Annotated in this window: 23 protein-coding genes, 1 pseudogene and 1 riboswitch; of the genes and pseudogenes, 7 read left to right on the forward strand and 17 right to left on the reverse strand. The window is 70.9% G+C overall.

All coding sequences use genetic code 11. The features are described 5' to 3' along the window. Positions 1 to 30: 30 nt before the first annotated feature. The 5 genes from IE262_RS24245 to IE262_RS24265 form a co-directional block, all read right to left on the reverse strand. Complete coding sequence (locus IE262_RS24245) at positions 31 to 852, reverse strand: carbohydrate ABC transporter permease (RefSeq protein WP_134033431.1); 822 nt, start codon at positions 850 to 852, stop codon at positions 31 to 33. Beyond that, the gene (locus tag IE262_RS24250) at positions 849 to 1553 is read right to left on the reverse strand and encodes a carbohydrate ABC transporter permease (RefSeq protein ID WP_189876456.1); all 705 of its coding nucleotides are present in this window, start codon (positions 1551 to 1553) and stop codon (positions 849 to 851) included. Before IE262_RS24250 ends, IE262_RS24245 begins: the two co-directional genes overlap by 4 nt. A gap of 65 nt (positions 1554 to 1618) precedes the next feature. After that, positions 1619 to 2683 (reverse strand): LacI family DNA-binding transcriptional regulator, encoded by a 1065-nt coding sequence (locus tag IE262_RS24255; protein WP_189876458.1) that lies wholly within the window; start codon positions 2681 to 2683, stop codon positions 1619 to 1621. Further along, entirely contained in the window at positions 2676 to 3299 is a 624-nt protein-coding gene (locus IE262_RS24260; protein WP_189876460.1) for an HAD family hydrolase, read from the reverse strand. The genes IE262_RS24255 and IE262_RS24260 overlap by 8 nt, the downstream gene beginning before the upstream one ends. A gap of 873 nt (positions 3300 to 4172) precedes the next feature. Then, a complete protein-coding gene (locus tag IE262_RS24265) occupies positions 4173 to 4838 on the reverse strand; it encodes a nitroreductase (protein ID WP_134033418.1) in 666 nt (221 codons plus the stop codon). 956 nt (positions 4839 to 5794) lie between these two features. Here IE262_RS24265 and IE262_RS24270 point away from each other — a divergent pair. Beyond that, positions 5795 to 6622 (forward strand): hypothetical protein, encoded by an 828-nt coding sequence (locus IE262_RS24270; RefSeq protein ID WP_189876645.1) that lies wholly within the window; start codon positions 5795 to 5797, stop codon positions 6620 to 6622. Positions 6623 to 6734: 112 nt separating this feature from the next. Next, positions 6735 to 7286: a DinB family protein gene (locus IE262_RS24275; RefSeq protein ID WP_189876462.1), complete on the forward strand. Its 552-nt coding sequence runs from the start codon at positions 6735 to 6737 to the stop codon at positions 7284 to 7286. Between the two features lie 15 nt (positions 7287 to 7301). Here the strand turns inward: IE262_RS24275 and IE262_RS24280 are convergent, their stop codons facing one another. The 7 genes from IE262_RS24280 to thrC all read right to left on the reverse strand — a co-directional run bounded on the left by IE262_RS24280 (position 7302) and on the right by thrC (position 14743). Next, entirely contained in the window at positions 7302 to 8264 is a 963-nt protein-coding gene (locus IE262_RS24280; protein WP_189876464.1) for a CU044_5270 family protein, read from the reverse strand. Next, complete coding sequence (locus IE262_RS24285) at positions 8261 to 8902, reverse strand: RNA polymerase sigma factor (RefSeq protein WP_189876465.1); 642 nt, start codon at positions 8900 to 8902, stop codon at positions 8261 to 8263. Before IE262_RS24285 ends, IE262_RS24280 begins: the two co-directional genes overlap by 4 nt. Before the next feature lie 64 nt (positions 8903 to 8966). Then, positions 8967 to 10097: an NADH:flavin oxidoreductase gene (locus tag IE262_RS24290; protein WP_189876468.1), complete on the reverse strand. Its 1131-nt coding sequence runs from the start codon at positions 10095 to 10097 to the stop codon at positions 8967 to 8969. A gap of 218 nt (positions 10098 to 10315) precedes the next feature. Continuing rightward, positions 10316 to 11938 carry a chaperonin GroEL gene (groL, locus tag IE262_RS24295; protein WP_131571650.1) on the reverse strand — a complete coding sequence of 541 codons (1623 nt, stop codon included), beginning with the start codon at positions 11936 to 11938 and terminating at the stop codon, positions 10316 to 10318. Positions 11939 to 12409: 471 nt separating this feature from the next. Next, positions 12410 to 12613 (reverse strand): cold-shock protein, encoded by a 204-nt coding sequence (locus tag IE262_RS24300; protein WP_009339379.1) that lies wholly within the window; start codon positions 12611 to 12613, stop codon positions 12410 to 12412. 461 nt (positions 12614 to 13074) lie between these two features. Continuing rightward, the gene (locus tag IE262_RS24305; protein WP_134033403.1) at positions 13075 to 13350 is read right to left on the reverse strand and encodes a MoaD/ThiS family protein; all 276 of its coding nucleotides are present in this window, start codon (positions 13348 to 13350) and stop codon (positions 13075 to 13077) included. 73 nt (positions 13351 to 13423) lie between these two features. Beyond that, positions 13424 to 14743 (reverse strand): threonine synthase, encoded by a 1320-nt coding sequence (gene thrC, locus IE262_RS24310; protein WP_134033400.1) that lies wholly within the window; start codon positions 14741 to 14743, stop codon positions 13424 to 13426. 18 nt (positions 14744 to 14761) lie between these two features. Then, positions 14762 to 14942: riboswitch (SAM riboswitch) on the reverse strand. A 177-nt stretch (positions 14943 to 15119) separates the two neighbouring features. On the opposite strand from thrC, the gene IE262_RS24315 reads away from it, so the two are divergent. Together IE262_RS24315 and IE262_RS24320 are read left to right on the forward strand one after the other, a co-directional pair. After that, positions 15120 to 16064, forward strand: coding sequence for a glucosyl-3-phosphoglycerate synthase (locus IE262_RS24315; RefSeq protein ID WP_189876470.1), 945 nt, complete (start codon positions 15120 to 15122; stop codon positions 16062 to 16064). A gap of 148 nt (positions 16065 to 16212) precedes the next feature. After that, positions 16213 to 17628 (forward strand): alpha,alpha-trehalose-phosphate synthase (UDP-forming), encoded by a 1416-nt coding sequence (locus tag IE262_RS24320; RefSeq protein WP_189876472.1) that lies wholly within the window; start codon positions 16213 to 16215, stop codon positions 17626 to 17628. Positions 17629 to 17752: 124 nt separating this feature from the next. On the opposite strand, the gene otsB is transcribed toward IE262_RS24320, so the two are convergent. The 3 genes from otsB to IE262_RS24335 all read right to left on the reverse strand — a co-directional run bounded on the left by otsB (position 17753) and on the right by IE262_RS24335 (position 20264). After that, on the reverse strand, positions 17753 to 18685 hold the full coding sequence (gene otsB, locus IE262_RS24325; protein WP_189876474.1) for a trehalose-phosphatase: 933 nt from the start codon (positions 18683 to 18685) through the stop codon (positions 17753 to 17755). 61 nt (positions 18686 to 18746) lie between these two features. Beyond that, on the reverse strand, positions 18747 to 18974 hold the full coding sequence (locus tag IE262_RS24330; protein ID WP_134033387.1) for a DUF3263 domain-containing protein: 228 nt from the start codon (positions 18972 to 18974) through the stop codon (positions 18747 to 18749). Positions 18975 to 19040: 66 nt separating this feature from the next. Further along, the gene (locus tag IE262_RS24335) at positions 19041 to 20264 is read right to left on the reverse strand and encodes an extracellular solute-binding protein (RefSeq protein WP_308432784.1); all 1224 of its coding nucleotides are present in this window, start codon (positions 20262 to 20264) and stop codon (positions 19041 to 19043) included. A 253-nt stretch (positions 20265 to 20517) separates the two neighbouring features. On the opposite strand from IE262_RS24335, the pseudogene IE262_RS24340 reads away from it, so the two are divergent. From IE262_RS24340 to IE262_RS24350, 3 genes and pseudogenes are all read left to right on the forward strand, one after another. Next, positions 20518 to 21351: pseudogene (locus IE262_RS24340) on the forward strand (ROK family protein); the annotation flags it as partial. 255 nt (positions 21352 to 21606) lie between these two features. Then, entirely contained in the window at positions 21607 to 22764 is a 1158-nt protein-coding gene (gene nagA / locus IE262_RS24345) for an N-acetylglucosamine-6-phosphate deacetylase (protein WP_229877452.1), read from the forward strand. Between the two features lie 185 nt (positions 22765 to 22949). Beyond that, entirely contained in the window at positions 22950 to 23876 is a 927-nt protein-coding gene (locus IE262_RS24350) for a 1-phosphofructokinase (protein WP_189876476.1), read from the forward strand. A gap of 38 nt (positions 23877 to 23914) precedes the next feature. On the opposite strand, the gene IE262_RS24355 is transcribed toward IE262_RS24350, so the two are convergent. Further along, on the reverse strand, positions 23915 to 24871 hold the full coding sequence (locus IE262_RS24355) for a CBM35 domain-containing protein (RefSeq protein WP_134033377.1): 957 nt from the start codon (positions 24869 to 24871) through the stop codon (positions 23915 to 23917). Positions 24872 to 25067: 196 nt separating this feature from the next. Beyond that, the gene (gene cdgB / locus IE262_RS24360) at positions 25068 to 26783 is read right to left on the reverse strand and encodes a diguanylate cyclase CdgB (protein ID WP_189876478.1); all 1716 of its coding nucleotides are present in this window, start codon (positions 26781 to 26783) and stop codon (positions 25068 to 25070) included. Positions 26784 to 26794: the final 11 nt, after the last annotated feature.

The following is a 26794-nucleotide window of genomic DNA, read 5'->3' on the forward strand; positions in this document are numbered from 1 at the left end:
CGTTTCTCTTTCTGGAGGGAGTGGGGGCGTCTAGGTGGTGACCCGCGCGGCCAGCCCCCGGACGAGGAAGCGCTGGCCGAACAGGACGAGCAGCAGGGTCGGCAGCAGGACGAGCAGGGTCCCGGCGTAGATCACGGCCGGTGCGGCGGCCTGGTCGACGACGAGTTGAGCGAGGCCGACCTGAATGGTGCGCCGCTGCGGGGAGTCGGTGATCAGCAGCGGCCAGAAGTAGCCGTTCCACGCCGAAAGGGCGCACCACATCGCCGCGGTGACCAACTGCGGCCGCGCCATGGGCAGGACGACGTGCAGGAGCGCGCGCAGTTCTCCGCAGCCGTCCAGGCGGGCGGCCTCCCAGGTCTCGCGCGGCAGGGCGAGGAATGCCTGGCGGAGCAGGAAGACCGCGTAGCCGGCGGCCAGGTACGGAATGACGATGCCGAGCAGGGTGTCGCGCAGTCCGAGCCCGGTGACAAGCTCGAAGTTGGGGATGACCAGGCTCTCCCCGGGGAACGCCAGGGTGGCAAGGACCAGGGCGAAGGCGACGCCCCGGCCGCGCCAGCGGGGGAAGACGAGCGCGTACGCGGCCAGCGCCGCCGTGGTCAGCTGGGCGACCGCCTGCAGCGCGGTGACGGCCACGCTGACCAGGTACTGCCGGGCCAGCGGCGCGGAGTCCAGCGCCGCGCGCACGTTGTCCAGGGTCAGCCGGCCCGGCACCGGGAGGAGCCGGCCGGCCGCGACGTCGCCTTGGGGCAGAAGTGCGGTGACGACGGTGACGTAGACGGGGAACGCGACGACCAGGACCACCGCGCCGAGCCACAACCAGCGCAGGACGGAGCCGGGTTGAAGGCGTCTCATGCCCACCTCCGCAGCACCCGGAACTGGAGCGCGGTGATCGCCAGGACGAGGAGCAGCAGGACCACGGCGAGAGCCGAGGCCGAGCCGACGTGGGGCAGCGCCTCGCCGAACGCGCGCTGATACAGCTCGTGCACCAGCGTCGAGGTCGACCCGGCCGGACCGCCCCGGGTGAGCACCTGGACCTGGGTGAACACCTGCAGTCCGCTGATGGTCTGGGTGACCACGAGGAACACCAGGCTCGGCCGGAGCATGGGGATGATGACCGACCAGGCCATCCGCAGCCCCGACGCGCCGTCCAGCGCGGCCGCCTCGATGACCTGCTGGTCGAGCTGGGTCAGCGCGGCCAGCAGGACGAGGAAGGCGAAGCCGAACTCGTACCAGGCGGTGGCGACCGAGATGCTGACGATGGCCCAGGCCGGCGAACGCAGCCAGTCGGGCCCGGTGACGCCGAGGTGGGCCAGTACCTCGTTGAGCGTCCCGACCGCCGGTGCGAACAGTCCCGCGAACACGGCCGCCGACGCCGCCGCCGAGTAGGCGAACGGCAGAGACAGGAGCACCGACACGACGGCACGCGGCCTGCGGGCGGCCCGGCGCAGCGGGAGCACCGCGGCGAGCGCGCCGCCCACGGAGAGCAGCACACTGAGCCCGGCGATGGTGCCGGTGGCGAGCAGCGCCCGCCTCAGATCCGGGTCGGTGACCACGTCGGCGTACTGGGCGAGGCCGACGAACCGGGAGGGGTCACCGAGCAGATCGTTGCCGTACAGGCTCAGTACGACGCCTCGGACGACCGGCCAGTACGCGAAGACGAGCAGCAGTCCCAGCCGACCGGCGGCCCCGTCGTCCGGCCCACCACGAGCGTGCCGGGCAGCGCCTGGTGATGGTCGGGCGGCCGCTCACCGTCGAGCAACTGCACTACGGCGTCCACGGCCCGGCTGCCGATGACGTCGATCGGCTGGCGCCAGTGCGTCAGCCCGATCAGCGGCGTCGCCAGATCCCCGATGCCGTCGTAGCCGGTGACGGAAAGGTCTCCCGGCACATCCACACCGCGCAGCCGGAGCTGTTCCAGCAGGGCGACCGCGTGCCGGTCGCTGGGAGCCATCACCGCGGTGATCCCGGGGTGCCGCAGCGCCTCGACCGCCCACGCTCCGGCCGTCTCCCGGTGCGCGCCCGGGATCTCCAGGACACGCGCCCCGCGCTCGTGCAGACGGCGGACCATGGCAGCCGTGCGCGGGCCCAGCGTCACGGAGTCCCTCATCGACACCGTGACCACGGCGACTTCCCGGTGCCCCAGTCCGAGGAGATGGTCCGCGAGCGCGGCGCCCCCCTCGTCCTCGTCGCAGTAGACACTGGTGATGCTCGGATGGGTCTCCGGGCGGCCCGCCACCACGGTCGGCAACCGCTCGGCGAACGGCAGGATCCGCTCGCTCGGCAGCAGCCCGCTGCACACGATCAGCGCTTCGACCCGCAGCATCGCGAGGGTCTCCAGAGCGCGGTACTCATCACTCACCTCGAACCGGCCGGACCCGGTCGCGGTGACCACCCGGTAGCCGTGACCGGCAGCGCGCTCCTGCATCGCGGTGAGCAGATGGCCGTAGAAGGGGGTCGCCGCATCCCGCACGAAGGCCCCGACGGTGTACGTGCGGTGGGCCACCATGGCCCGGGCGGACGCGTTGACGACGTAGCCCAGCTCCTGCGCGGCGCGGACGACCCGCTGCCGGGTCTCCTCCCCGACGCTGCCGCGCCCCGAGACGACACGGGACACCACCGACTTGGACACTCCGGCCTGCCGCGCCACATCGATGATCGTGGGATTGCGCGGCCGGTCAGTCATCGAGCACGCCCTCGCGCGCGAGCACCGCCCGTGCCGCCTCGCCCCCGGTCCACACGTGGGCGCGCCAGCCGTGGGCGCGGGCCGCCTCCACGTTCTCCGGCCGGTCGTCGAAGAACACGACCTCTCCGGGCGAGCGACGCAGCCGCTCGTCGGCGGTCCGGTAGACGCGCGGGTCCGGCTTCATCAGCCCGAGATCCGACGAGAAGACCAGGGTCTCGAACCGGCCGCTCCACGACGCCCTACGGACTGCCGCCGCCAGCGAGCCCGGGGCGTTGGACAGGATTCCGAGCGGTGTTCCGCGCTCCGTGATCCGGGCGAGCAGTTCGGCGGCTTCGGAGCCGAGGACCGCCCAGCACTCGGTGTCGATACGGTCGAGCCGGTCGACCCATGCCTCGCTCAGCGGGCGCCCCAGCGCCTTCGCGATCCGGCGCCAGTACTCATCGGGGGAACCGCCGAGGTCGTAGGCGTCGCGGTAGGCCCAGTACGGGTCGGCGAGTTCGGACTCGGGTACGTCGAGAGCCTCGGCCAGCGCTCCCAGCGCACGGCCCGACGGCGCCAGGACGCCGCCGAGATCCCACACGACCACAGTCGACGATTCAGTTTGGGAACGTTCCACAAGGCGCGATCATAGCGACTCACGCCGCACCGCTGTACGCCGGGAGCCGTTGGCGCGGAGGCACCGATCACGGCAACACGTCATCACGGCTGTTCTCGTACAACTGCGGCGAACGGCCATGGAGAGCTGGGTGATGCTCGGGGCTGTCCACGAGGCCCGACGGTACGGCGAACACCGACCGGCATGCCTTCGGACGAGGTCCGCCCCGAAGGCGTGCCGACCGGCGCGGCCATTCGGGTCCGCACGGTGTGTGACAGCCCGGCGCGCGTGGACGCGTCCAGGACACCGCCCGGCCAGGGGTCGGTGTCGTCCGTGCAGAGGGCGTCGAGCCGGGCGTTGCGCGCGCCGGGCGCGGGTTGGCACGCAGCGCGGTGGTCAGCCACTGTCCTTCCCCGAACGATCCCGGCGGGGGCGGGGCGGCCGCCGAGGACGCACAGCAGTTGCCAGAAGCGCTCGGCGGCGGGCTCGGCCGCGGCGGTGAGCTGCCGGCGCGGCCGCCACCTCGGAAAGCCCGTCCTCGCGATCCAGGGCGGCCCGGATTTCACCGAGACCCAACCCCGGTCCCGCAGAGTGTGGGCCAGGTGCAGCCGGGCTACGCCAGCGGTGTCGTAGCGGCGGCAGCCGCCGGCGGTCCGGCCGACCGGTGCCACGACGCCCACATCCGACCAGTCGCGGGCGCATGTCGTCCACTCTTGGCTCTCCCTTCCTGGGAGAGCCAAGCAGCCTCATGGCCCTGTCGCAGCAACCGGAGTCAGTGCGGCAGTGCCGGAACGGCGGGACGGACGTGACGATCGATGCCGGTTCCCGGAGTCGGCCGCACCGATGTCCGAAGTCGCCTGCGCGCGGCTGCAGAAGACTCTGCCCGCCTATCGGTCACACGCCGATGAAGCTCACTGTTTCCGTGATGTCCGCCCGCCCGGTACGCAGCCGTGGCACGCCTTCCTTCTCGAACCCCACCGCGACTCCGCAAAACAGCACGAGCCCGTCATCGGCTCCGACTATCCGGCTGACGGTCTTGCGGTACATCGTCCACATCACCTGGGGGCAGCTGTGCACCCCTTCCGCCCTCAGCAGCAGCATGACCGTCTGCAAGTACATCCCTGCGTCCCCCCACTGTCCGGGCCCCATCCGCCGGTCGAGGTAGCAAAACAGTACGACCGGCGCCCCGAACGCCTCCGAGTTCAAGGCGGCGATCTTCATGGGCCTGTCGGGGTCGTCGCGCTGGATTCCCAGCGCGTTGTACCGCTGGGCAGCGGCGGCAGAAAAGCGGTCCACATACGGCGAGGTCAGTTCGGCCGGGTACATCGGATACTCCCGCTCATCGCCCGGGTCTCTCGTCAGCGCCCTGGCCGTTGCACGCCTCTTCAGTTCGGCCAAGGGCTCGCCGGTCACGACATACACATGCCACGGCTGGAGGTTCCCACTCGACGGAGCTCGCGTCGCTGCAGCCAGCACTCGTTCGAGCAACTCCTTGGACACCGGCTCATCGCTGAACGCCCGCACGGCCCGGCGACTGTCCACGGCCTCGTACACATCCACGTCTTCTCGTCCTCTCATTCACCTGACCACAACCACCCTCTACCGTCTTCAGCCCGCACAAGAGGCAACAGGTGATCCGGATCGCACGTCGATCTGCGGCACACGGCGCTTCGGCCACGGCGCGGGCGCGAACGACCCACGGCATGCCGCACACACTCCACCTGCCCCCTTCGCGGAGACGGCCGGCGAGGAGCGGCCCCTGCTTGGGTAATTGGCAGATTTCGGCCACCCACCCCATGGAAGTGCGCGAGGTCGAGCAGCTCGACCATGTCCAACACCTGCCAATTAGCCTCTCCAACGGGGCCTGTGGGGCTGGTGTGACTGGCAAGGGGGCTTTGCCGCCGCGCCGACCCGGCGTGCCCCGCCCGCTGCCGCGCCCCTTCACCGGCGTAAGACGCCGAACCCTCCCGGCGTGCATGCGAGACGCGGTCGCGCCCGCCGCCTCCGGCCGGCAAGCCAACCCCCGCCATGCACCCATCCCCCTGGCGCCCCGCTCTCCCGGGCTGCCCGCTCGCTTCTTCCCCGTGCTGGAGCGAGCCGAGTCAAGGGTCGGCCGTAGGCCGATCGCCGAAGGCGACGCGGAGCGACAGCGGAGCGCCCTTTACTCGGGTCGCGGAAGCACGACACTGACCAAGAAGCGGGCCGCCCCCACGGTCACTTGAACTCCCGGAGAAGTACATGGCCCGAGGCTCAAGCCCTCAGTTCCCAGCTCCGAGCCCTCTTTTCAAGGAATGGGTGGAGGGTTCCAACCCACCCTCCCACCCAGCGTGTTGACTTGACGCATTCGATTTGCCACGCACAGTCACGAGGCTCTAGCGTGCCCACATAAGCAAACAGCCCCCGTCAGGTGCGGGAACACCTGCGGGGGCTTGACCTACCAGATCGGACACATCGATCCAGTGGCTGAACCCAAGCTTAGTGCCGCCGTCCTGCCCGCGCACGCGTCCCCGCACCCCATGGCCAATCCGGGCTACGGCAAACGCTCCGCGCCGGACCAACGCCCCCGCACGAACCACGACTTCGCCCACCTCCCACCCCGCGAAGCCGCCATCGCCGCGTACGTCGACCGGCTCCCCGACGGGGCCGACATCTCCGTAAAGACGCTGGCCAAGCAGCTCCCGTACGGACAGTGCGCCCTCCGCACCGCCCTCAACAACCTCCAGCGGGCAGGCCACTTGCGCCGAGGCAGAGAGCACCTGGCCGTGGACTCGGGCGGCTCTCGCTGGATCACCCGATCGTGGTTCTCGCGCACGGCGCGGGACGACGACTGGTGGGCGGCGTTCACGCGAGGCGACGTACCGCGGGAGTCACAGGAACCGCCCGACCGGCCCCGCTCCACCCGCTCCCGCGCCCACATCCTGCTCGCCGCCCTCGGCCGTACCGCCCCGGTGCTCTCGCTCTCCCAGGCGGACTGCGCGGAGTTGGCCCCGCTGCTGGCGGACTGGTTCGCGCGCGGAGCCACCGACGAGGCCGTACTCCACGCCCTGACGACGGGCCTGCCCACGCCGGTCCACCACCCGGCGGCCTTGGTACGCAACCGACTGACCACCAAGCTTCCACCGGAGCCCGCACAGCCCCCACGCCCGCCCCTCCGCCTTCTGGAGTGCGCGAAGTGCGGCACACCCGGCCGCCCGGAGTCACTGCCGGGCGGCATCTGCGGCGCCTGCCGGGGCGAGCGCGCCCCCGCCCGCCCCCACACGCCCCTGTCTCCTTCTGCGGTCCGCGCCCGCGTGGCCGGGATCCGCGCAGCAATGGACGAACGACGAGAGAGGACACATGTATGACAGCTCCTACGGTCCGCCGACACCTTCGAAGCGTAGAGGTCAGGATCTGACCTATATCGCTCCTAGCGTGGTGGCCCTACCGACGGAACACGAACCCCCGGAAGGCCACCCCATGAACGACACCTTGATCACCACCGACGAGCAAACCAACGAGCGCACCAACGAGCGCACCGACCTGCTGGACACCCTCGCCAAGCACCGGCACTTCCTGCGGTTCACCACCCGCGACCTCACCGACGAGCAGGCCGGTCAGCGGACCACCGCCAGCGAACTGTGTCTGGGCGGGCTGATCAAGCACGTCACGTCGGCGGAGCGGAACTGGGCGGACTTCATCCGGAAGGGGCCGTCGGCGATGGGTGACTTCACCGCCATGACCGAGGCCGACTGGGCCCGGCGGGCCGACGAGTTCCGGATGCTGCCCGGTGACACCCTGGCCGGTGTGCTGGCCGCTTATGAGGAAGTGGCCCGGGAGACCGACGAGTTGATTACCTCCCTGCCTGACCTGGACGCCGCTCAGCCACTGCCCAAGGCCCCGTGGTTCCAGCCCCAGGCACAGTGGTCGGCCCGCAGGGTTCTGCTGCACATCATCGCCGAGACCGCCCAGCACGCCGGCCACGCCGACATCATCCGGGAGGCCCTGGACGGCGCCAAGACGATGGGCTGACCGTCCCCGAGGCGCTTACGGCGTCTCGCGGACGCTGTCCACCACCCCTACGTCCAGCACCGCCTGTTCCGTTGACCCCAGGTAGGTCAGGTCCGAGGGGCGGAACACCCAGGTCGTGCGCTCGTCGCCGTCCGATGTGATGGTGAGGCCGATGCCCTCGCGGCCCGCGGCGTCCCGTGCCGTGTCCACCGCGACGACCCCGGGCAGTTTCGCCACCGCGCGGTAGAGGGCCGCGCTCTTCTCGGGGAGCAGGGTGGCCGTGTCGAGCATGTCGCCCACGGCCTCGAAGACGGCCTTCTGCTCGGCCGGCCCGTCGCCCCCGGCATCCTCGTAGAGCTTGTCCACCAGCTTGTCGGGGTCGGTGGGCAGTGCCGTCAGTTCGCGGTAGGTGGACGCATTGGGGTCCGCCTCGGCGCGGCCGGTCCCCGGGGGCGTGTTCGTCGGCGGGCCGGAGACCACTTCCTGGCGGATGTAGCCGTCGCGGGAGCCGTCGACGGACGTCCAGTCCTCGCGTTGGACCTGCCATGTGCCCACCACACGGAAGGAGTTGCCGTACCTTCTGACGGCTTCCTGGGAGCCCTCCGTCTTGACGTAGATGAACTGGTCGTCACGGATCGTCGTGGCCGGTGCCGCCGCCGCGGCCACGGCCAGGCGGTCCAGGAGTTCCACCGCCTGCCGGTGCCGGGCCTCGTCCACCTGGGGGCCGAAGACATCGGTGAGCCCACCCGTCACCGCCACACCGGCCACCAGTGTTCCGGCCAGTGCCGTGGGCAGCGCCACCTTCAGCCACTTGGGACGGGGGCGGGCGGGCCGGGCTCCCTCGTCGAGATCGCGCCGGAACTCCTGGGTCAGCCGGCTCCGGAGCGCCCGGTGCCGCTCACCGGGCAGCGCGGGGGCGTCCGCGGGAGGGAGGGCCGCGTGCAGACCGGCCACGAGGTTCTGCTCGTCCTCGGCGTGCGGCGTGGAGATCTTCATCATCGGTTCGTCTCCTCGGTCGTGCGGGCGGCGGCCCCGCGGCCCGCGCCCTGTGTCTGTCCGGCCGCTCCCTCGTACCGCGTCGTCCTGCGTGCCCTGACCAGCTCCGACTCGGTCTGGGCGCGCAGCCGTGTCCGTGCCCGGGACAGCCTGGAGCGGACCGTCCCGGGAGAGACGCCGAGCGCCTCGGCGGCGGCCGCCGAGTCCAGGCCGGACCAGACGCAGAGCATCACCACCTCCCGCTCGTGCCGTCGTAGTCGGTCCAACGCGGACCGCGCGGCGGTGAGTTGTTCGACGTCGGCGATGCGGCCGACCACCTCGTCGGCGAAGTCGGGCACGGTGTCGTGAAGGGCGACGCGGGCCAGCGCGTTCCTGTGCCGGCGCAGGGCACGGGACTGGTTGCGCAGCACGTTCACACAGATCCCGAGCAGCCAGGGCAGGAGGGCGTCTCCGTCCGGGTGCACGCGCTGCCGCAGCCGCCATGCCTCCAGGAAGGTCAGCGAGACGATGTCCTCGGCCTGCCCCCAGTCGCCCGTGCCGCGCGCCGCCAGCCGGTGGACGGCCGGGGCGCACTGGTCGAAGAGTTCCGCGAAGGCATCGGGATCACCGGCTCTCACCCGAGCACGCAGTGAAGGGTTCATGCCCGGTTCTGTCCACCCGCCCCCGGCTGCTGCGTGATCTGCGTCACGTCGGGATGGGCTCGGCTCAGCTCAGCGACCCCAGCGACGCCGGGTCGTACGCCTTCAGCTCACCGGTACGGCCCTGAAGCACCTTCGCCGCCCACTCCGGGTCCTGGAGCAGGGCACGGCCGACGGCGACCAGGTCGAACTCCTCGGCCTCCAGGCGGTCCAGCAGGTCGTCGATGCCCCGCAGCGTCGAGCCCTCGCCGGCGAAGGCGCGGACGAAGTCGCCGTCCAGGCCGACGGAGCCGACGGTGATGGCGGGCTTGCCGGTGAGCTTCTTCGTCCAGCCCGCCAGGTTGAGGTCCGAGCCGTCGAACTCGGGGAGCCAGTAGCGGCGCGTGGAGGCGTGGAAGGCGTCCACACCGGCCGCGGCCAGCGGCGTCAGCAGCGCCTCCAGTTCCTCCGGCGTCTCGGCGAGCTTCGCGTTGTACGCCTCCTGCTTCCACTGCGAGTAGCGGAAGATGACGGGGAACTCCGGGGACACCGAGTCCCGTACCGCCGCCGCGATCTCCGCCGCGAACTTCGTACGGGCGACCAGGTCGCCGCCGTAGGCGTCCGTGCGGCGGTTGGTGCCGGACCAGAGGAACTGGTCGATCAGGTAGCCGTGCGCGCCGTGCAGTTCGACGCCGTCGAAGCCGATGCGCTCCGCCTCGGCCGCGGCCTTGGCGAACGCGGCGATGACGTCGTCCAGGTCCTGCTGCGTCATCTCCTTGCCGGTGCCGGGCGTGCCGTCGAGGCGCAGGCCGGAGGGGCCGACCGCCGGGGCGTCCGCGAACGGCGGATCGCCCGCCTTGCGCACCATGCCGATGTGCCACAGCTGCGGCACGATCGTCCCGCCCGCCGCGTGCACCGCGTCCGCGACCTTCGCCCAGCCGGCGAGCTGCTCCTCGCCGTGGAAGCGCGGGATGCTGTCGCTCTGCCCGGCCGACTCGTGGCCGACGTACGTGCCTTCGGTGACGATCAGGCCCACGCCCGCGGCGGCGCGGCGCGCGTAGTACGACACCACGTTCTCACCGGGGATGCCGCCCGGCGAGAACTGCCTGGTCATGGGTGCCATCACGATCCGGTTCGGAATGGTCAGACCGTTCAGGGCAAGGGGGCGGGAGAGGACCTGTGCCGCGCGGGAGGCGGACTCGGGGGCGGTGACGGTCACGTGGAGGGCTCCTCAGGCAGAAGGGATTGTTCCGGAAGGGAAACCGGACGGTATGTGCGTATGCATCGACTGTCTGTTACGGATCAACCGTCCCGCCGGCCACGGCATTCCGGTCCCGGCCGCCCCCCTCTGTGATCCCGGACACGCCCGAGGGCGGCACCCCTGGAAGTAGAGGTGCCGCCCTCGGTACCGCGGACGGGCCGATCCGGAGAACCGGATCAGAAGTCCATGTCACCGCCCGGCATGCCGCCACCGGCGGGCGCGGCGGCCTTCTCCGGCTTGTCGGCGATGACGGCCTCGGTGGTGAGGAACAGCGCGGCGATCGACGCGGCGTTCTGCAGCGCGGAGCGCGTCACCTTGGCCGGGTCGGGGATGCCCGCTTCGAGCATGTCGACGTACTCACCGGTCGCGGCGTTCAGGCCCTCGCCGACGGGGAGGTTGCGCACCTTCTCGACGATGACGCCGCCCTCAAGGCCGGCGTTGACGGCGATCTGCTTCAGCGGGGCCTCAAGCGCGAGCTTGACGGCGGCGGCACCAGTGGCCTCGTCGCCCTCCAGCTCCAGCTTCTCCAGAGCCGTGGACGCCTGGAGCAGGGCCACGCCACCACCGGCGACGATGCCCTCCTCGACGGCCGCCTTCGCGTTGCGGACGGCGTCCTCGATGCGGTGCTTGCGCTCCTTGAGCTCGACCTCGGTGGCGGCACCGGCCTTGATGACGGCCACGCCGCCCGCGAGCTTGGCCAGGCGCTCCTGGAGCTTCTCGCGGTCGTAGTCGGAGTCGCTGTTCTCGATCTCGGCGCGGATCTGGTTCACGCGGCCCGCGACCTGGTCGGTGGAGCCGGCACCGTCGACGATGGTGGTCTCGTCCTTGGTGATGACGACCTTGCGGGCGCGGCCCAGGAGGTCCAGGGTCGCGTTCTCCAGCTTGAGGCCGACCTCCTCGGAGATGACCTCGCCGCCCGTGAGGATGGCGATGTCGCCGAGCATGGCCTTGCGGCGGTCACCGAAGCCCGGGGCCTTGACGGCGACGGACTTGAAGGTGCCGCGGATCTTGTTGACGACCAGGGTCGACAGGGCCTCGCCCTCGACGTCCTCGGCGATGATCAGCAGCGGCTTGCCCGACTGCATGACCTTCTCCAGGAGCGGGAGCAGGTCCTTGACGTTGGAGATCTTGGAGTTGGCGATGAGGATGTAGGGGTCCTCAAGGGCGGCCTCCATGCGCTCCATGTCGGTCGCGAAGTACGCCGAGATGTAGCCCTTGTCGAAGCGCATACCCTCGGTGAGCTCCAGCTCCAGACCGAAGGTCTGGGACTCCTCGACGGTGATGACGCCTTCCTTGCCGACCTTGTCCATCGCCTCGGCGATGAGCTCGCCGATCTGCGTGTCGGCGGCGGAGATGGAGGCGGTGGAGGCGATCTGCTCCTTCGTCTCGACCTCCTTCGCCTGGTCGAGGATGGCGGCGGACACGGCCTCGACGGCCTTCTCGATGCCGCGCTTCAGGGCCATCGGGTTGGCACCCGCGGCCACGTTGCGCAGGCCCTCCTTGACCAGCGCCTGGGCGAGGACGGTCGCGGTCGTCGTGCCGTCACCGGCGACGTCGTCCGTCTTCTTCGCGACCTCCTTGACCAGCTCGGCGCCGATCTTCTCGTACGGGTCCTCCAGCTCGATTTCCTTGGCGATGGAGACACCGTCGTTGGTGATCGTGGGCGCGCCCCACTTCTTCTCAAGGACGACGTTGCGGCCCTTGGGGCCGAGGGTCACCTTGACGGCGTCGGCGAGCTGGTTCATCCCGCGCTCAAGGCCGCGCCGGGCCTCCTCGTCGAACGCGATGATCTTGGCCATGTGAAGTGGTCCTCCCGGACGGATGGGGTCCCCCCGTGCTCGAAGCGAAGCCGAGAGCTCGGGGGAGGATTGCTCCGGACCGTGCTGGCGCCCGCGACGGACGGCTCGCCTGCCTGTGGTTCCCTGCCCCACCCGGCTGGCGGGCCTCACCGACCCGGTCCTCGTTGTCACTCTCACCTTCAGAGTGCTAACGCCCAATGATTAGCACTCGACCCCTGCGAGTGCAAGCGCCTGGGGATGATCCCCAGGTGAACGCACCCGTGCGCCCCCGCCCGGACGGAACCGGACAGCACCCGGACAGCACCCGGACCAGGATTCCGGCCGGAACACGGACAGCACCCGGACCAGCGGATCGTGGACCGGATCCCGGGCAGAACGAAGGGCCCGCGCCCCGAGGGACAACTCCCCAGGGGACACGAGCCCTTCGAAAGTGAAACGAAGTGCGTCGCTGCTGTTCAGTCGGCGCGTGCTTCAGCCTGCCAAGCGGACCATGTCCGCCTGCGGCCCCTTCTGACCCTGCGAGATCTCGAACTCGACCCGCTGGCCCTCCTCCAGGGTGCGGTAGCCGTCCATCTGGATCGCGCTGTAGTGGACGAATACATCCGCACCACCGTCGACCGCGATGAAGCCGTACCCCTTCTCCGCGTTGAACCACTTGACGGTGCCCTGAGCCATGCCTAACTCCCCTATTACTGGCCCTTGCACAGATCCACACTTCGCGGATCCGGGTCAGACCTCACCCCCCAACGGTTGGGGGTGTGCGCCGGAACGCGTCGACCGCGGCTGAATGTATCTGTCCAACTGCCGTCTGCAACAGGTCAGTCGGACGAGAAATCTGGACAGGCCCGGTCGGGAATGTACGGAGAATTCACCGAAATTCAGGGCAAGTCGGGCCCCGCAAAAGGAACATAAGGCGCAAATGCCTTGCCGGGCCTCGCCCACTTTGGCTGCTTCATATCGGGCGCGCGGCAAGAACTCATATGTACGCGGGGTGAAACCGGAGCCTGAGGCCAACCGCGTTCCCCAACTGTACCGTGCTCAACCATAGAGAATGGCCCCCTCCGCTTCTCTCACGGAGGGGGCCATTCGATGAACTCTCGGTAACCGACGTTACCGAAGGTAATTATCGGCGCCGCTCAGCCTCCGGCGACGGCCGGGATGATGGACACGCCCGCCCCGTCCGGGGTCGCCGTCTCCAGGCCCTGCTCGAAGCGGACGTCGTCGTCGTTCACGTACACGTTCACGAACCGGCGCAGCTTGCCCTGGTCGTCCAGGACCCGGGCCGCGATGCCGGTGTGGTTCTTCTCCAGGTCGGCGATGACCTCGCCGAGGTTCGCACCCTCGGCACTGACCTCGGCCTGACCGCCGGTGTAGGTACGCAGGATGGTGGGGATGCGGACGGTGACGCTCATGGGTTGACCTCCGGTCAGGGTGCGAGGGGGCGCCCCGGCAGGGGCGCGGGGTGGTCCGAACGACGAGCCGGACCTATACGAGGCCGGCCTCACGGAACGAGTCGAGGCTCGGACGGATCGTCGCCGTCAACCCCGTACCCGCCACCGCGTCCAGCGTCTTGAGGCCGTCGCCGGTGTTGAGGACGACCGTGGTCAGGGTCGGGTCCAGCACACCGTTCTCGATGAGCTTGCGCGTGACACCCACGGTCACGCCACCCGCCGTCTCGGCGAAAATGCCCTCCGTGCGCGCCAGCAGCTTGATCGCGTCCACGATCTGCTCGTCCGTCACGTCCTCCACGGCGCCGCCCGTCCGCCGGGCGATGTCGAGGACGTAGGGGCCGTCCGCGGGGTTGCCGATGGCGAGCGACTTGGCGATGGTGTCCGGCTTCTGCGGCCGTACGACGTCATGGCCGGCCTTGTAGGCGACGGAGACCGGCGAGCAGCCCTCGGCCTGCGCACCGAAGATCTTGTACGGCTTGTCCTCGACGAGCCCGAGCTTGATCAGCTCCTGGAGACCCTTGTCGATCTTCGTGAGCTGGGAGCCGGAGGCGATCGGGACCACGATCTGGTCGGGGAGCTTCCACCCCAGCTGCTCGCAGATCTCGTACGCCAGCGTCTTCGAGCCCTCCGCGTAGTACGGCCGCAGGTTGACGTTGACGAAGCCCCAGCCCTCGCCCGCCGGGTCGCCGATGAGCTCGGAGCAGAAGCGGTTGACGTCGTCGTAGTTGCCCTCGATGCCGACGAGTTCACCGCCGTAGACGGCGGCCATGACGACCTTGCCCTGCTCCAGGTCGTGCGGGATGAAGACACAGGAGCGGAAGCCGGCGCGGGCGGCGGCGGCCCCGACGGCGCCGGCGAGGTTGCCGGTCGAGGAGCAGGAGAGGGTGGTGAAGCCGAACGCCCGCGCGGCTTCCAGCGCCTGGGCGACGACCCGGTCCTTGAAGGAGTGCGTCGGGTTGCCGGAGTCGTCCTTCACGTACAGGCCGCCGGTGACGCCCAGTTCCCGGGCCAGGTTGTCGGCCTTGACGAGGGCGGTCCAGCCGGGGTTGAGGTTCGGCTTGCCGGCCACGTCGGCCGGGACGGGCAGCAGGGGCGCGTAGCGCCAGATGTTCGCCGGGCCGGACTCGATCAGCTTGCGCAGTTCTTCGGTCTCGTACGCGGAGAAGTCGTATGCGATCTCCAGCGGGCCGAAACACTCCTCGCAGGCGAAGAGCGGGCCGAGCGGCACCCGGTGGCCGCACTCGCGACAGGACAGAGCGGCGGCGGAGCCGAGGTCGACGGGGGTGGCGGCGTTCGCGGTGCTGGGGTTCGTCGTGCCGGGGTTCGTCGTGTTTCCAGCGGTCTGCACAGCCATGTGAGGCGAGGCCCTTTCTCCTCATCTTCCTCACGACGCATCTCGCCGTGAGACGGATTTGGCACCTTCCCTAGCCGGGAGCCTCGCGAAGTCGATCTACGGTGATCCGTGAACGATCGACGTTGATCGGGTACGAGAACCGGCTGGAGGGTTGCCGGGGCTTCATCGGGCCGTGTCCCTCTGCCCCTCTGGATGAGCGGTATGCGGTTGTTGATCGTTTGTTGATCATTGAAACGCAACGGGGACCCCGCAATGCGATGGTCATCCGCGTTGTTCAAGACTGTAACCGAAGGCCAGGAGAGTTGAGAGAGACGTCCGAACCGCGAGATGGATCACACCGGAGTCCGTGTGATCGAAAAGTGAGGAGCCGCAGACCGTGCTGAACGAAGTCGAGCGCTGGCTGAGCACACGCTCCTGGTCCGTGACCGATCGCCCGCTTCACCGCATCCTGGCAGCCAAACGTTCCTCGGGCCAGTCGGTCAGTGTCGTGCTGCCCGCGCTCAACGAGGAGGAGACCGTCGGCGAGATCGTCGCCGCGATCCGTCGCGACCTCGTGCGGCAGGTCCCGCTCGTCGACGAGATCGTGGTCGTCGACTCGGGATCGACGGACCGTACGTCGGCGGTGGCCGCCGCCGCGGGCGCGACGGTGGTGCACCGGGACGAGATCCTCCCCCGCATCCCGGCCGTGCCCGGCAAGGGCGAGGTGCTGTGGCGTTCCCTGCTGGTCACCCGCGGGGACATCGTGTGCTTCGTCGACGCGGACCTGAAGGAGTTCTCGTCGGACTTCGTCTCCGGGATCGTGGGACCGCTGCTCACCGATCCGGACGTCGACCTGGTCAAGGCGATGTACGACCGGCCGCTGGGCGCCGCGGCGGGCCAGGGCGGCCGGGTCACGGAACTCATGGCCCGCCCCCTGCTGAACATGCACTGGCCGCAGCTCGCGGGCTTCGTCCAGCCCCTGGGCGGCGAGTACGCGGCCCGCCGCTCGCTCCTGGAACAGCTGCCCTTCCCGGTCGGATACGGGGTGGAGCTCGGCATGCTGGTGGACGCCCTGCACCTGGTGGGCCTGGACGCCCTCGCCCAGGTCGACGTCGGCGTCCGCAAACACCGCCACCAGGACGGCCAGGCCCTCGGCCGGATGTCCGCCGCGATCTACCGCACCGCCCAGCTCCGCCTGGCGCGGGGCCACCTGATCCGCCCCTCCCTGACCCAGTTCGAGCGGGGCGAGGACGGTTTCGAGCCGCGCACGTACTCGGTGGACACCGAGGAGAGGCCGCCGATGGCGGAGATCGAGGAGTACGTGGAACGCGAGGCGGCGTAGCGCCCTGTAAGAGGCGCGGGGAACTGCGCGACAAGCCACAGAAGACCCGCACTCGCGACACAACAGTTCCCCCCGAGCTCTGAGGCGCCCTCGGTCACCCCACGGACCGTACGTTTGAGCGGATGCGACGACGGCTAGGTTGACGAACATGGCTTCCGCTTCTGCCAACGGCGCCCACGTCCTCGTCGCGTCCAACCGCGGCCCCGTCTCGTACGCCCTGGACGAGAGCGGCGAGCTCACGGCCAGGCGCGGCGGAGGCGGGCTGGTCTCGGGGCTGTCGGCGATCGGGCCGGAGGCCGGCGCGGTGTGGGTGTGCTCCGCGCTGGGCGACGGCGACCGCGAGGCCGTACGGCGGGGCGTGGGAGAGCCCGGCGTCCGGATGCTGGACATCGACGCCGCGACGCACGCGGACGCGTACAACGGCATCGCGAACTCGGTGCTGTGGTTCGTGCACCACATGCTGTACCAGACGCCCCTGGAACCGGTCTTCGACGCCGGGTTCCGGCGGCAGTGGGCGTCGTACGAGGCGTACAACCGGGCGTTCGCCGAGGCGCTGGCCGAGGAGGCGGCGCGGGGTGCGGCCGTGCTGGTCCAGGACTACCACCTGGTGCTGGTCCCGCGGATGCTGCGCGAGCTGCGCCCCGACCTGCGGATCGGGCACTTCTCGCACACGCCGTGGGCGCCGCCGGAGTACTTCCGGATGCTGCCCGACGACATCGCGGCGCAGGTGCTGCGCGGCATCCTCGGCGCGGACCGGGCGGCGTTCCTGACGCAGCGCTGGGCGGACGCCTTCACGGACTGCTGTCAGGCGGTGCTGGGCGGCCCCGGCATCCCGTCGGGGACACGGATCGGGGTGCACGGCCTGGGCGCCGACGCGGACTTCCTCCGCCGGCGGGCGCACGAGGCCGACGTGGACGAGCGGATGGGCTCGCTGCGGGAGCAGATCGGTACGGCGCCGGACGGGAGCCCGCGCCGGTCCATCGTGCGGGTGGACCGCACCGAGCTGTCCAAGAACATCGTGCGGGGGCTGCTGGCCTACGAGCAGCTGCTGGAGGACCGGCCGTCGTGGCGGGAGCGGGTCGTCCATGTGGCGCTGGCGTACCCGTCCCGGCAGGACCTCAAGGTGTACCGGGACTACATGGACGAGGTGCAGCGGGTCGCGTCCGCGATCAACTCCCGTTACGGCACGGCGGACTGGACGCCGGTCGTGCTGCATCTGAAGGACGACTTCGCGCGCTCGCTGGCCGCGTACCGGCTGGGGGACGTGGCGCTGGTGAACCCCATCCGGGACGGTATGAACCTGGTCGCCAAGGAGGTGCCGGTCGTCTCCGACGAGGGGTGTGTGCTGGTGCTGTCCCGGGAGGCGGGGGCGTACGAAGAGCTGGGGGAGGACGCGGTGGTGGTGAATCCGTACGACATCGGGGGGACGGCGCGGGCTCTTCACGAGGGGCTGTCGATGGCGCGGGGTGAGCGTGCCGAACGCACGAAGCGGCTCGCCGCGGCGGCGACGGCGCTGCCGCCGACGCAGTGGTTCCTGGCTCAGCTGCGTGCGCTGGACGACTAGCTTTTCCTCGCCCCCGCCGCCCCTACCCGTCCCCTCCCTGGGGGCTGCCGCCCCCAGACCTCTGCTTTTCGGCTGCTTTTCGGCCTGAACGGCCTCGTCCTCACACGCCGGACGGGCTGAACAATCAGCCAGTCGTGGGTGAGTTCATCGCCGCTGCCATGGCCCCCAGTAGCCGTACGACACCCGCCGGGCCGTCCACCACCAGATCCGCCCGCTTCGCCAACGCAGTGACCTCGTTGCTGCCGCTGCACACCAGGAGTCCGGGCACGCCCTCGGCGCGGAGGTCCTCGACGGCGGTGAAGGCGGGGAGGTCACCGAGGTCGTCGCCGGCGTACAGCACCGCTTCGGCGCCGACCTCCCGTACGTACTCGCGCAACGCCACCCCCTTGTCCACACCCGGCGGCCGGAGCTCCAGGACCAGACGGCCGGGCTCGACCACGAGACCGTGGCGCGTGGCGAGCTCGGCGAGCGGCTCGCGCAGAGCCTCGAAGGCCGCGTGCGGGTCGGCGGCCCGACGGGTGTGGACCGCGACGGCACGGCCCTTCTCCTCGATCCACGTGCCCTGCCAGGCCCCGGCCCGTTCGAGGACACCGGGAAGTTCGGCGCGCACGGCGGCGACGCCGGGGTGGGCCGGCGGCGCCGTGACGGTGCCGGTGACCGCGTCCCACCGTTCCGCACCGTAGTGACCGAGGACGACCAGGTGCTCCAGGCCGGCCACGCCCGCGAAGCCCCCGTGGTGGACCGCCACACCGGCCGGGCGGCCCGTGATCACGGCCACGGAGGCGACCTTCGGGGCGAGGGCCGCGAGCGCGGGCACCGCCTCGGGGTGGGCGCGGGCCTGTTCCGGGTCGGGCACGATCGCCGCGAGCGTCCCGTCGAAGTCGAGCCCGACCACCGCTCGGCCGGGACGGGCGAGGATCACGTCGAGTGCGTCACGCCCGGCCGCGGTCACGGGGGCGGGCAGCGCGTCGGAGAAGCCTGGGGAAGCCGTAGGGGGGTTGGGGGCCTTGGCGGCGTTGAGGTCGTGGGAGTCCGTCGGTTCCGAGTGGGTGCCCATACGGGGACCCTATCCACGCGCCATCGAACAAATGCCAGGACTCACCTCCACATGCCAGGACTCATCTCTCCTTCCGCCGCGCCTCCCGCACCCTTCGCAGCCGGTTCACCGTCACCGGGTCGTGCTCCAGGGCCCGCCGGTCGTCGAGCAGCGCGTTGAGCAGCTGGTAGTAGCGCACGGGCGCCAGTCCCAGCTGCTCCCGTATGGCCCGCTCCTTCGCCCCGGGGCCCGCGAAGCCGCGGCGTTCCAGGGCGAGGATGGCCAGTTCGCGCGGGCTCAGCTCGTCCATGACCAGAACCGTAGCCCCCGCCACCGACACCGTTGACAGCACTGAATCCGCTGAGGCCGCTGAGACCTACCGGTCCGCGGTCTCCGCCGCCACCGCCAACTGCTGCAGTCCCGCCAGCACCGCCTTGGGGTCCCCGTTCTCGGAGACGGCCTTGCCTATGCGTTCCTTGACGGCGGCGCTGACCTCGGCCCAGGACTTCTTGCCGACGGGAGGCAACTCGGCCTGCGGGAGTTCGTCGAGGAAAGGCGTGAGGTCGGCGTCCGACTCGCTGGCGGACATGGTTTCCGAGGCGGACGTCGTGACGGGGAGCAGGTCGTACTGGCGGGAGAAGTCCAGCACGTTCTTCTCGCTGTAGACGAAGTCGAGGAACTCGCCGATCTCCTGGCGGTTGCCGTTCTGTTTGAAGGCCATCATCCAGTCGGCGACGGCGAGGTTGGCGTGGGCCGGACCGTCGCGGCCGGGCAGGGGCACCATGCCGAACTCCACCCCCTGCTCGGTGGCGGCCTTCATGAGGGTCGGGTGGCCGTTGAGCATGCCGACCTCGCCGCGCGTGAACGCGGTGAACGCGTCGGCGCGGTTCAGCTTCGCGGGTTCCGTCGGGCCGGTCAGGCCCTTGTCGACCAGTTCGTCCTTGAGCCAGGTGAACGTCTCGATGTTCGTGTCGGAGTCGAACTTGTACGAGCCGGCGTCGGCTGTGTAGCCGGCCCCTCCGCTCAGCAGCCACTGCATGGTCTCGGCCTGGGCCTCCTCCGGGCCCAGCGGCAGCGCGAACGGGGTCTTGACGCCGTTCGCCTTGAGCGCGGCCGCGTCCTCCGCGAGGTCGTTCCAGGTCTCGGGTGTGTCGCTGATCCCCGCGTCGGCGAACAGCTTCTTGTTGTAGAAGAGCACCCGCGTGGACGCGGCGAACGGCATCCCGTACGCGATCCGCCTCACCTTGCCCGCTTCACTGAGCTGCGGCAGGAAATCGGCCTGTACGGGGATGGAGAGCAGCCGGCCGGTTTCGTAGAGCTGGTTCCGTGCGGCGTAGTCGGCGTACGCGCCGATCTGCGCGAGGTCGGGCGCCTTGCCCGCCGCGACCATCTCCTTGACCTTGCGGTCGACGTCGTTCCACGAGTAAACGCTGACCTGCACCTGCACGCCCGGGTGATCGGCCTCGTACTTCTTGACGAGCGCGTCCCAGTATTTCTTCGAGCTGTTCGCCGCGGAGTCACCGTACTCGGCGGCCACCAGTCTCAGCGTGACCTCCTGCGCCGTGGCAGGGCCCGCGCAGCCGGCGACCGCCGCCGTCACGCCCAGCGCGGTAACCACCGCGAGCCAACCCGTCGTACGCCGGCGATGCGCAGGCAGATGCACAGTGAGTACTCCAACTTCTTGGTCCAGGCCCCGTGCGTCCAGCCTGGGTCGTAGGCAGACGTTCAAACCTGTACTTCTCGAACTTCGGCACAAGGTCTACACCACGCGAGTGGACTAGACCTCTTCCGGGTGTACGGGCCACACTGTTCCCGTGAGACATGTCATCGCCCTCGACGTGGGCGGCACCGGGATGAAGGCCGCCCTGGTGGGGGCCCACGGCACCACGCCCCCGGCCGGGGCACCCCCCACGCCTCCCCTGCTGCACCAGGCCCGCCGGGCGACCGGCCGTGAGCGCGGCCCGGACGCCGTCGTCGAGTCGATCCTCGGCTTCGCCGCCGAGCTGCGCGCCTACGGCGAGCGCCGCTTCGGCGAGCCCGCCGCGGCCGTGGGCGTCGCCGTCCCCGGCATCGTCGACGCCGAGCAGGGCACCGCCGTGTACGCGGCCAACCTGGGCTGGCGCGACGTCCCGCTGCGTGCGCTGCTCAGCGAACGGCTGGGCGGCGTCCCGGTCGCCCTCGGCCATGACGTGCGGACGGGTGGACTCGCCGAAGGCCGCATCGGCGCGGGCCAGGGCGCGGACCGCTTTCTGTTCGTGCCACTCGGCACCGGCATCGCGGGCGCGATCGGCGTCGGCGGCACGGTCGAGGCGGGGGCGCACGGCTTCGCGGGCGAGATCGGCCATATCGTCGTACGGCCCGGGGGCGTGTCGTGCCCGTGCCGGCAGCGCGGCTGTCTGGAACGGTACGCGTCGGCGTCCGCCGTCAGCGAGGCCTGGGCCGCGGCGTCCGGGAACCCCGAGGCGGACGCGGCGGACTGCGCCAAGGCCGTCGACTCCGGGGACCCCCGCGCACGCGAGGTCTGGCAGGGCGCCGTGGACGCGCTCGCCGACGGGCTCGTCACCGCGCTCACCCTCCTGGACCCCCGCACCCTGATCATCGGTGGCGGGCTCGCCGAGGCGGGGGAAACCTTGTTCACACCGCTACGGGCCGCCGTACGGCACCGCGTCACCTTCCAGAAGCTGCCGTCCATCGTCCCCGCGGCCCTCGGGGACACCGCCGGATGCCTGGGCGCGGGACTGCTGGCCTGGGATCTGCTGACCACCACTCCTACGACTGTCGGAGGTAACCACCTGATGGCCACGGCCAGTGAACGGGACCTGGAACGGGACCGGAACCCGGACCGGGACCAGGACCGGGACCGAGACCAGGACCGGCAGAGTCCGGTGCCGGGTCGCGCCCCGCGCCCTTCCCACCATGCCTCCCGCAGCGCGCCGCGCACGGTGCTCTCCGGCGCCCGGGTGGTCCTGCCGACCGGCATCGTGGACGGCGGCCGCGTGGTCGTCGAGGGCTCCCGGATCGCGGACGGGTCGCGGTGGCCGGAGGGGGCCGCCGGGATCGCCGGGATCGCCGAGGGCGCCCAGGTGATCGACCTCACCGGTCACTGGGTGGTCCCCGGCTTCGTCGACATGCACAACCACGGTGGTGGCGGCGCGTCCTTCACCTCCGGGACGGCCGACGAGATCCTCCACGGCATCCACACCCACCGCCGCCACGGCACCACCACCCTCGTCGCCTCGACGGTCACCGTCGACATGGACTTCCTCGCACAGCGGGCGGGCCTGCTGTCCGAGCTGGCCGAACAGGGCGAGATCGCGGGCGTCCACTTCGAGGGTCCGTTCATCTCGCCGTGCCGCAAGGGCGCGCACTCGGAGTCGCTGCTGCGCCACCCGGACCCGGAGGAGGTCCGCAAGGTGATCGACGCGGCACGCGGCCGCGCCAGGATGGTCACGCTCGCCACCGAACTCCCGGGCGGCATCGACTCCGTACGGCTCCTGGCGGAGCACGGGGTGATCGCGGCGATCGGGCACACGGACGCGACGTACGAGCAGACGGCGGAGGCGATCGACGCGGGGGCGACCGTGGCGACGCATCTGTTCAACGCGATGCCCCAGCTCGGGCATCGTGAGCCCGGGCCGGTGGCGGCGCTGCTGGAGGACGAGCGGGTCACCGTCGAGCTGATCAACGACGGGGTCCATCTCCATCCGGCCTCCCTGGAGCTGGCGTTCCGTCACGCGGGCGGCTCCCGGGTGGCGTTCATCACGGACGCGATGGACGCGGCGGGCTTCGGTGACGGGCGGTACCGGCTCGGTCCGCTGGAGGTCGAGGTCAGCGCGGGCGTGGCGCGGCTGGTGGAGGGTGGCTCGATCGCGGGCTCGACGCTCACGCTGGACCGCGCGTTCCAGCGGGCGGTGACGGTGGACCGGCTGCCGGTGGAGGACGTGGTGGCGGCCATCTCCGCCAATCCGGCCAGGCTGCTGGGCGTCCACGACCGTGTGGGCTCCCTCGAACCCGGCAAGGACGCCGATCTGGTGGTCCTGGACGCCCAGTTCGGGCTGAAGGGGGTGATGCGGCGGGGTGAGTGGGTGGTCGCCCCCTGATACCGGACTGCCCCCTGATGCCGGACTGCCCTCGGATAGCGATGTGCTCTCGGCTTCCGGGCTGCCCTCGGCTTCCGGGGCTGGGCCGACCGCCACCTCTTTGGCATGATCAGGACCAGCAACACAACAGCTTTCCCAGCCCGAAACCGAAGCGCGCCAACGAACCTGGGGGGAGGGTCGGCCTGGTGATCCTCACGGTCACGCTGAACACCGCTCTCGACATCACGTATCGCGTACGGAACCTCACACCCCACGCCTCGCACCGGGTGACCGAGGTGACCGAACGCCCCGGCGGCAAGGGCCTGAACGTGGCCCGCGTCCTCGCGGCCCTCGGCCACGAGGCGACCGTCACGGGCTTCGCCGGCGGCACGACGGGACGCGCCCTGCGGGAGCGGCTCGCCCACACCACCGGCGTCGTCGACGCACTGGTGCCCGTGGAAGGCACGACGCGCCGTACCGTCGCCGTGGTCGACGCGACCGGTGACACCACTCAGCTCAACGAGCCGGGCCCGGCCATAGCGCCCGCCGAGTGGAGCGCCTTCCAGGAGGCGTACGAGGACCTGCTGGGCTCCGCGTCGGCGGTCGCCCTGTGCGGCAGCCTGCCGCAAGGAGTGCCCGTGGGCGCGTACGCGGGACTGGTCCGGGCCGCGCGGGCGGCACACGTCCCGGTGCTCCTCGACACGAGCGGTGAGCCCCTGCGCCGGGGCGTGGCCGCCCGCCCGGACCTGGTGAAGCCGAACACCGATGAACTCGCCGAGCTCACCGGTTCCCACGAGCCCTCCCGGGCCACGCGGGACGTCCGCCGCCGTGGCGCCCACACGGTGGTCGCCTCCCTGGGGCCCGAGGGACTGCTGGCCCACACCGCCGAGGGCCGCTGGCGGGCGACACCGCCCCGCCGCGTCCGCGGCAACCCGACCGGCGCGGGCGACTCGGCGGTCGCGGGGCTGCTGTCGGGTCTCGTGGAGCGCCTGCCGTGGCCCGAGCGGCTGGCCCGCGCGGTGGCACTGTCGACCGCGACGGTCCTGGCACCCGTGGCGGGCGAGTTCGACCGGGCGGTGTACGAGGAGCTGGTGGGGCGGGTGCGGGTGACCGGGGAGGCCGACGCGGCCTGAGCACCGGTCACCCTTCTGCGGTCACCGGGCCGTCCGGGTCACTCCTTCACCAGGTACAGCTGGTCCAGGTTGACGTCGCACTGGTTGCCCTGCTCGCAGGAGATCTTGATGGTGTTGGTGCCCTTGTTCAGCTGGACGTTCGCCCAGGTCTCCGTCCAGCCCTTCTCGTAGTCGCCCTCGGCGGCGTTCGCGAAGTTCTTCATGTTCAGCGGGCGGGTCTGGGCCGTGCCGTTGACCGAGAGCGTGGCGTCGGCGTCCTTGCCGGGCACGCCGTAGTTGACGTACAGGCGGTACTGGCCCTTCTTCGGGATCCCGTTCACATTCCACGTCACGGACGCGCCGGGCGTGTTGAAGCCGGTCACGTACGTGCCGCCGTCCGCCTTCGCTCCGGAGATGTCCGACGCGGTGGTGGCGCCGCCCCCGAGCAGCAGCGCCTTCGCGTCTATCTCCGGCAGTGCGGCCTCGTCGTCGGTCTGCTCGGAGGGCTTCCGGCTGGGCTCGCCTGCGCTCTCGTCGGCCGACGGGGCCGAGGACGCGCCGGTGTCGCCGCCGGTGTTCTCGCTGTCGTCGCCGCCGAGCATGGCCACGCTGATGCCGATCACGACGGCGGCGACCACGGCGATCGCGCCGATGAGGAGGCCCTTGGTGTTGGGACCGCGGCCCCGGCCGCCACCGCCACCGCCGTGCGCGGACTGACGGGTCGTGGGCGCGCCGCCGGGGAACGCCTCGGGCGCCTGGTAGTTCGCGTTCGGCTGGCCGTAGCCGCCCTGTTGCGGCACCTGGCCATAGGCGGCCGTCTGGCCGGGCTGCTGCGGGGCCTGGGCGGCCTGCTGGCCGTACTTGCGCTCACCGACCGCCCGCACCCTGTTGACGGCGTTCGGGTAGCCGTAGCCCCCCGACGGCGGCTGGGCGCCCCGGGCCTGACCGTCGGCGTACAGATAGCCGAACGGGTCGTCGTCCTCGGGCGTGCTCGCGCCGTTGCTGCCGGGCGTCATCCCAAGTTCTCCTCAGCGGTGCGGTACGAATCCGGTACGTGCGTGAGTGGCGAGCCTACCCGCTCCAGGTGACCCAAACGGGTGACTCCGGTTGGATCATCGCGCCGATCACACCGTCCGTTACCACCGGGATCACCGTGCTGACCTGCGGGAAAAGGGCCGTGCATCTGGAGTGCACGGGGAGTACACCCGTGATTCACCCCGCACGCCGGTGCTGTCTGGGACGAGATCGTTTCTCGATGTACATCCGCTCGTCGGCCGACTTCAGCACCTCGTCGGCCGTCATGCCGCAGTGGGCCCAGCCGATGCCGAAGCTGGCACCGACCCGCATGGCGCGGCCGTCGACCCGGATCGGCTGGATGATCTCGTTGCGCAGCCGTACGGCGAGGTCCTGGGCGTCGGCCCGGCCGAGTCCGTCGGCCAGGACCACGAACTCGTCGCCGCCGAGCCGGGCGACCGTGTCCCCGTCGCGCACGGCGCCGCCGAGGCGCCGGGCCACCTCGATGAGGACGGCGTCGCCCGCGTTGTGCCCGAAGCGGTCGTTGATCGACTTGAATCCGTCGAGGTCGCAGAAGAGCACGGCGAGGCCCTTGGTGCCGTCGTCGTGCTCGCCCTCGGGGGCGACGACGTGCACATGGTGGTCGAAGGCGTCGTACGCCCCGGTTCCGGCACCGGATCCGGGCCCGGTGCCGAACGCGAACCCCTGGCCGCTCACGTCGAACGCGGGGTGGCCCTCGGCGAACGGGTCGTGCCGCTCGAACGCCGCGTCCATCGAGTCGGCCGCGCCGGCGGGCAGCGACTGCGGGCGCCGGCAGAGGCGGGCGGACAGGCGGGAGCGCAGCTCGGCGGAGTTCGGCAGGCCGGTGAGCGAGTCGTGCGAGGCGCGGTGGGCGAGCTGGAGCTCGCGGCGCTTGCGCTCCTCGATGTCCTCGACGTGGGTGAGCAGGAAACGGGGCCCGTCGGCGGCGTCGGCGACCACGGAGTTGCGCAGGGACACCCAGACGTACGTCCCGTCGCGGCGCCCGAGCCGCAGCTCCGCGCGTCCGCCCTCGGCGGAGGTCCGCAGGAGGGTGCCGATGTCCTCGGGGTGGACGAGGTCGGCGAAGGAGTAGCGGCGCATCGCGGAGGCGGGGCGGCCGAGCAGCCGGCACAGCGCGTCGTTGGTCCTGAGGATCCGGCCGTGCTCGTCGCCGCCCATCTCGGCGATGGCCATGCCGGACGGGGCGTACTCGAAGGCCTGGCGGAAGGATTCCTCACTCGCGCGCAGGGCCTGCTGCTCCCGTTCGAGCCTGACCAGGGCGCGCTGCATGTTGGCCCGCAGCCGGGCGTTGCTGATCGCGATGGCGGCCTGGAAGGCGTACATCTGGAGCGCCTCGCGCCCCCATGCGCCGGGGCGGCGCCCGTTGCGCGGCCGGTCCACGGAGATCACGCCGAGCAGTTCGCCGCACGAGGTGCCGGAGGTGCCCGAGGCACCCGGGGTGTACATCGGCGCGAAGAGGCGGTCGGCGGGGTGCCACTCGTCCTCGAAGCGGGGGGCGGGGCCGTCGGTGAACCACTGGGGCACATCGTCGTCGTCGAGTACCCAGCCCTCCGTGTGCGATATGAAGCGCAGGTCGCCCCAGGCCTCGGCCATGGCAAGGCGGCGCTCCCAGGACTCGCGGGAGCCGACACGGCCGGTGATCAGCGCCTCGGCCGCGGAGTTGCCGGCGAGCGCGGCGACGACGAGGTCTCCGTCGGGGCGGACGAGGTTGACGCACGACAGCTCGTAGCCGAGTCCGTTCACGATGCCGTCGGCGACGGTCTGCAGCGTGTCGGCCAGGCTGCGTGCGGTGTTCATGTCCGCCATGACCTGGTGCAGCTGCCGCAGAGTCCTCAGCCGGACGTACGGCTCCGAGTCGGTGTCGGTCTCCATTCGCCCTCCCC

The sequence above is a fragment of the Streptomyces bluensis genome, from assembly GCF_014650715.1.
Taxonomy (GTDB): Bacteria; Actinomycetota; Actinomycetes; order Streptomycetales; family Streptomycetaceae; genus Streptomyces; species Streptomyces bluensis.

What these genes read in the sequence shown, in the direction of transcription:
- IE262_RS24355 (WP_134033377.1), bottom strand. Translation starts at nt 24,871, where the DNA reads ATGACGCCCGGCAGCAACGGCGCGAGCACGCCCGAGGACGACGACCCG.
- cdgB (WP_189876478.1), bottom strand. Translation starts at nt 26,783, where the DNA reads ATGGAGACCGACACCGACTCGGAGCCGTACGTCCGGCTGAGGACTCTG.
- groL (WP_131571650.1), bottom strand. Translation starts at nt 11,938, where the DNA reads ATGGCCAAGATCATCGCGTTCGACGAGGAGGCCCGGCGCGGCCTTGAG.
- IE262_RS24245 (WP_134033431.1), bottom strand. Translation starts at nt 852, where the DNA reads ATGAGACGCCTTCAACCCGGCTCCGTCCTGCGCTGGTTGTGGCTCGGC.
- IE262_RS24305 (WP_134033403.1), bottom strand. Translation starts at nt 13,350, where the DNA reads ATGAGCGTCACCGTCCGCATCCCCACCATCCTGCGTACCTACACCGGC.
- IE262_RS24275 (WP_189876462.1), top strand. Translation starts at nt 6,735, where the DNA reads ATGAACGACACCTTGATCACCACCGACGAGCAAACCAACGAGCGCACC.
- IE262_RS24300 (WP_009339379.1), bottom strand. Translation starts at nt 12,613, where the DNA reads ATGGCTCAGGGCACCGTCAAGTGGTTCAACGCGGAGAAGGGGTACGGC.
- IE262_RS24320 (WP_189876472.1), top strand. Translation starts at nt 16,213, where the DNA reads ATGGCTTCCGCTTCTGCCAACGGCGCCCACGTCCTCGTCGCGTCCAAC.
- otsB (WP_189876474.1), bottom strand. Translation starts at nt 18,685, where the DNA reads ATGGGCACCCACTCGGAACCGACGGACTCCCACGACCTCAACGCCGCC.
- IE262_RS24285 (WP_189876465.1), bottom strand. Translation starts at nt 8,902, where the DNA reads ATGAACCCTTCACTGCGTGCTCGGGTGAGAGCCGGTGATCCCGATGCC.
- IE262_RS24255 (WP_189876458.1), bottom strand. Translation starts at nt 2,683, where the DNA reads ATGACTGACCGGCCGCGCAATCCCACGATCATCGATGTGGCGCGGCAG.
- IE262_RS24280 (WP_189876464.1), bottom strand. Translation starts at nt 8,264, where the DNA reads ATGATGAAGATCTCCACGCCGCACGCCGAGGACGAGCAGAACCTCGTG.
- thrC (WP_134033400.1), bottom strand. Translation starts at nt 14,743, where the DNA reads ATGGCTGTGCAGACCGCTGGAAACACGACGAACCCCGGCACGACGAAC.
- IE262_RS24330 (WP_134033387.1), bottom strand. Translation starts at nt 18,974, where the DNA reads ATGGACGAGCTGAGCCCGCGCGAACTGGCCATCCTCGCCCTGGAACGC.
- IE262_RS24270 (WP_189876645.1), top strand. Translation starts at nt 5,795, where the DNA reads ATGGCCAATCCGGGCTACGGCAAACGCTCCGCGCCGGACCAACGCCCC.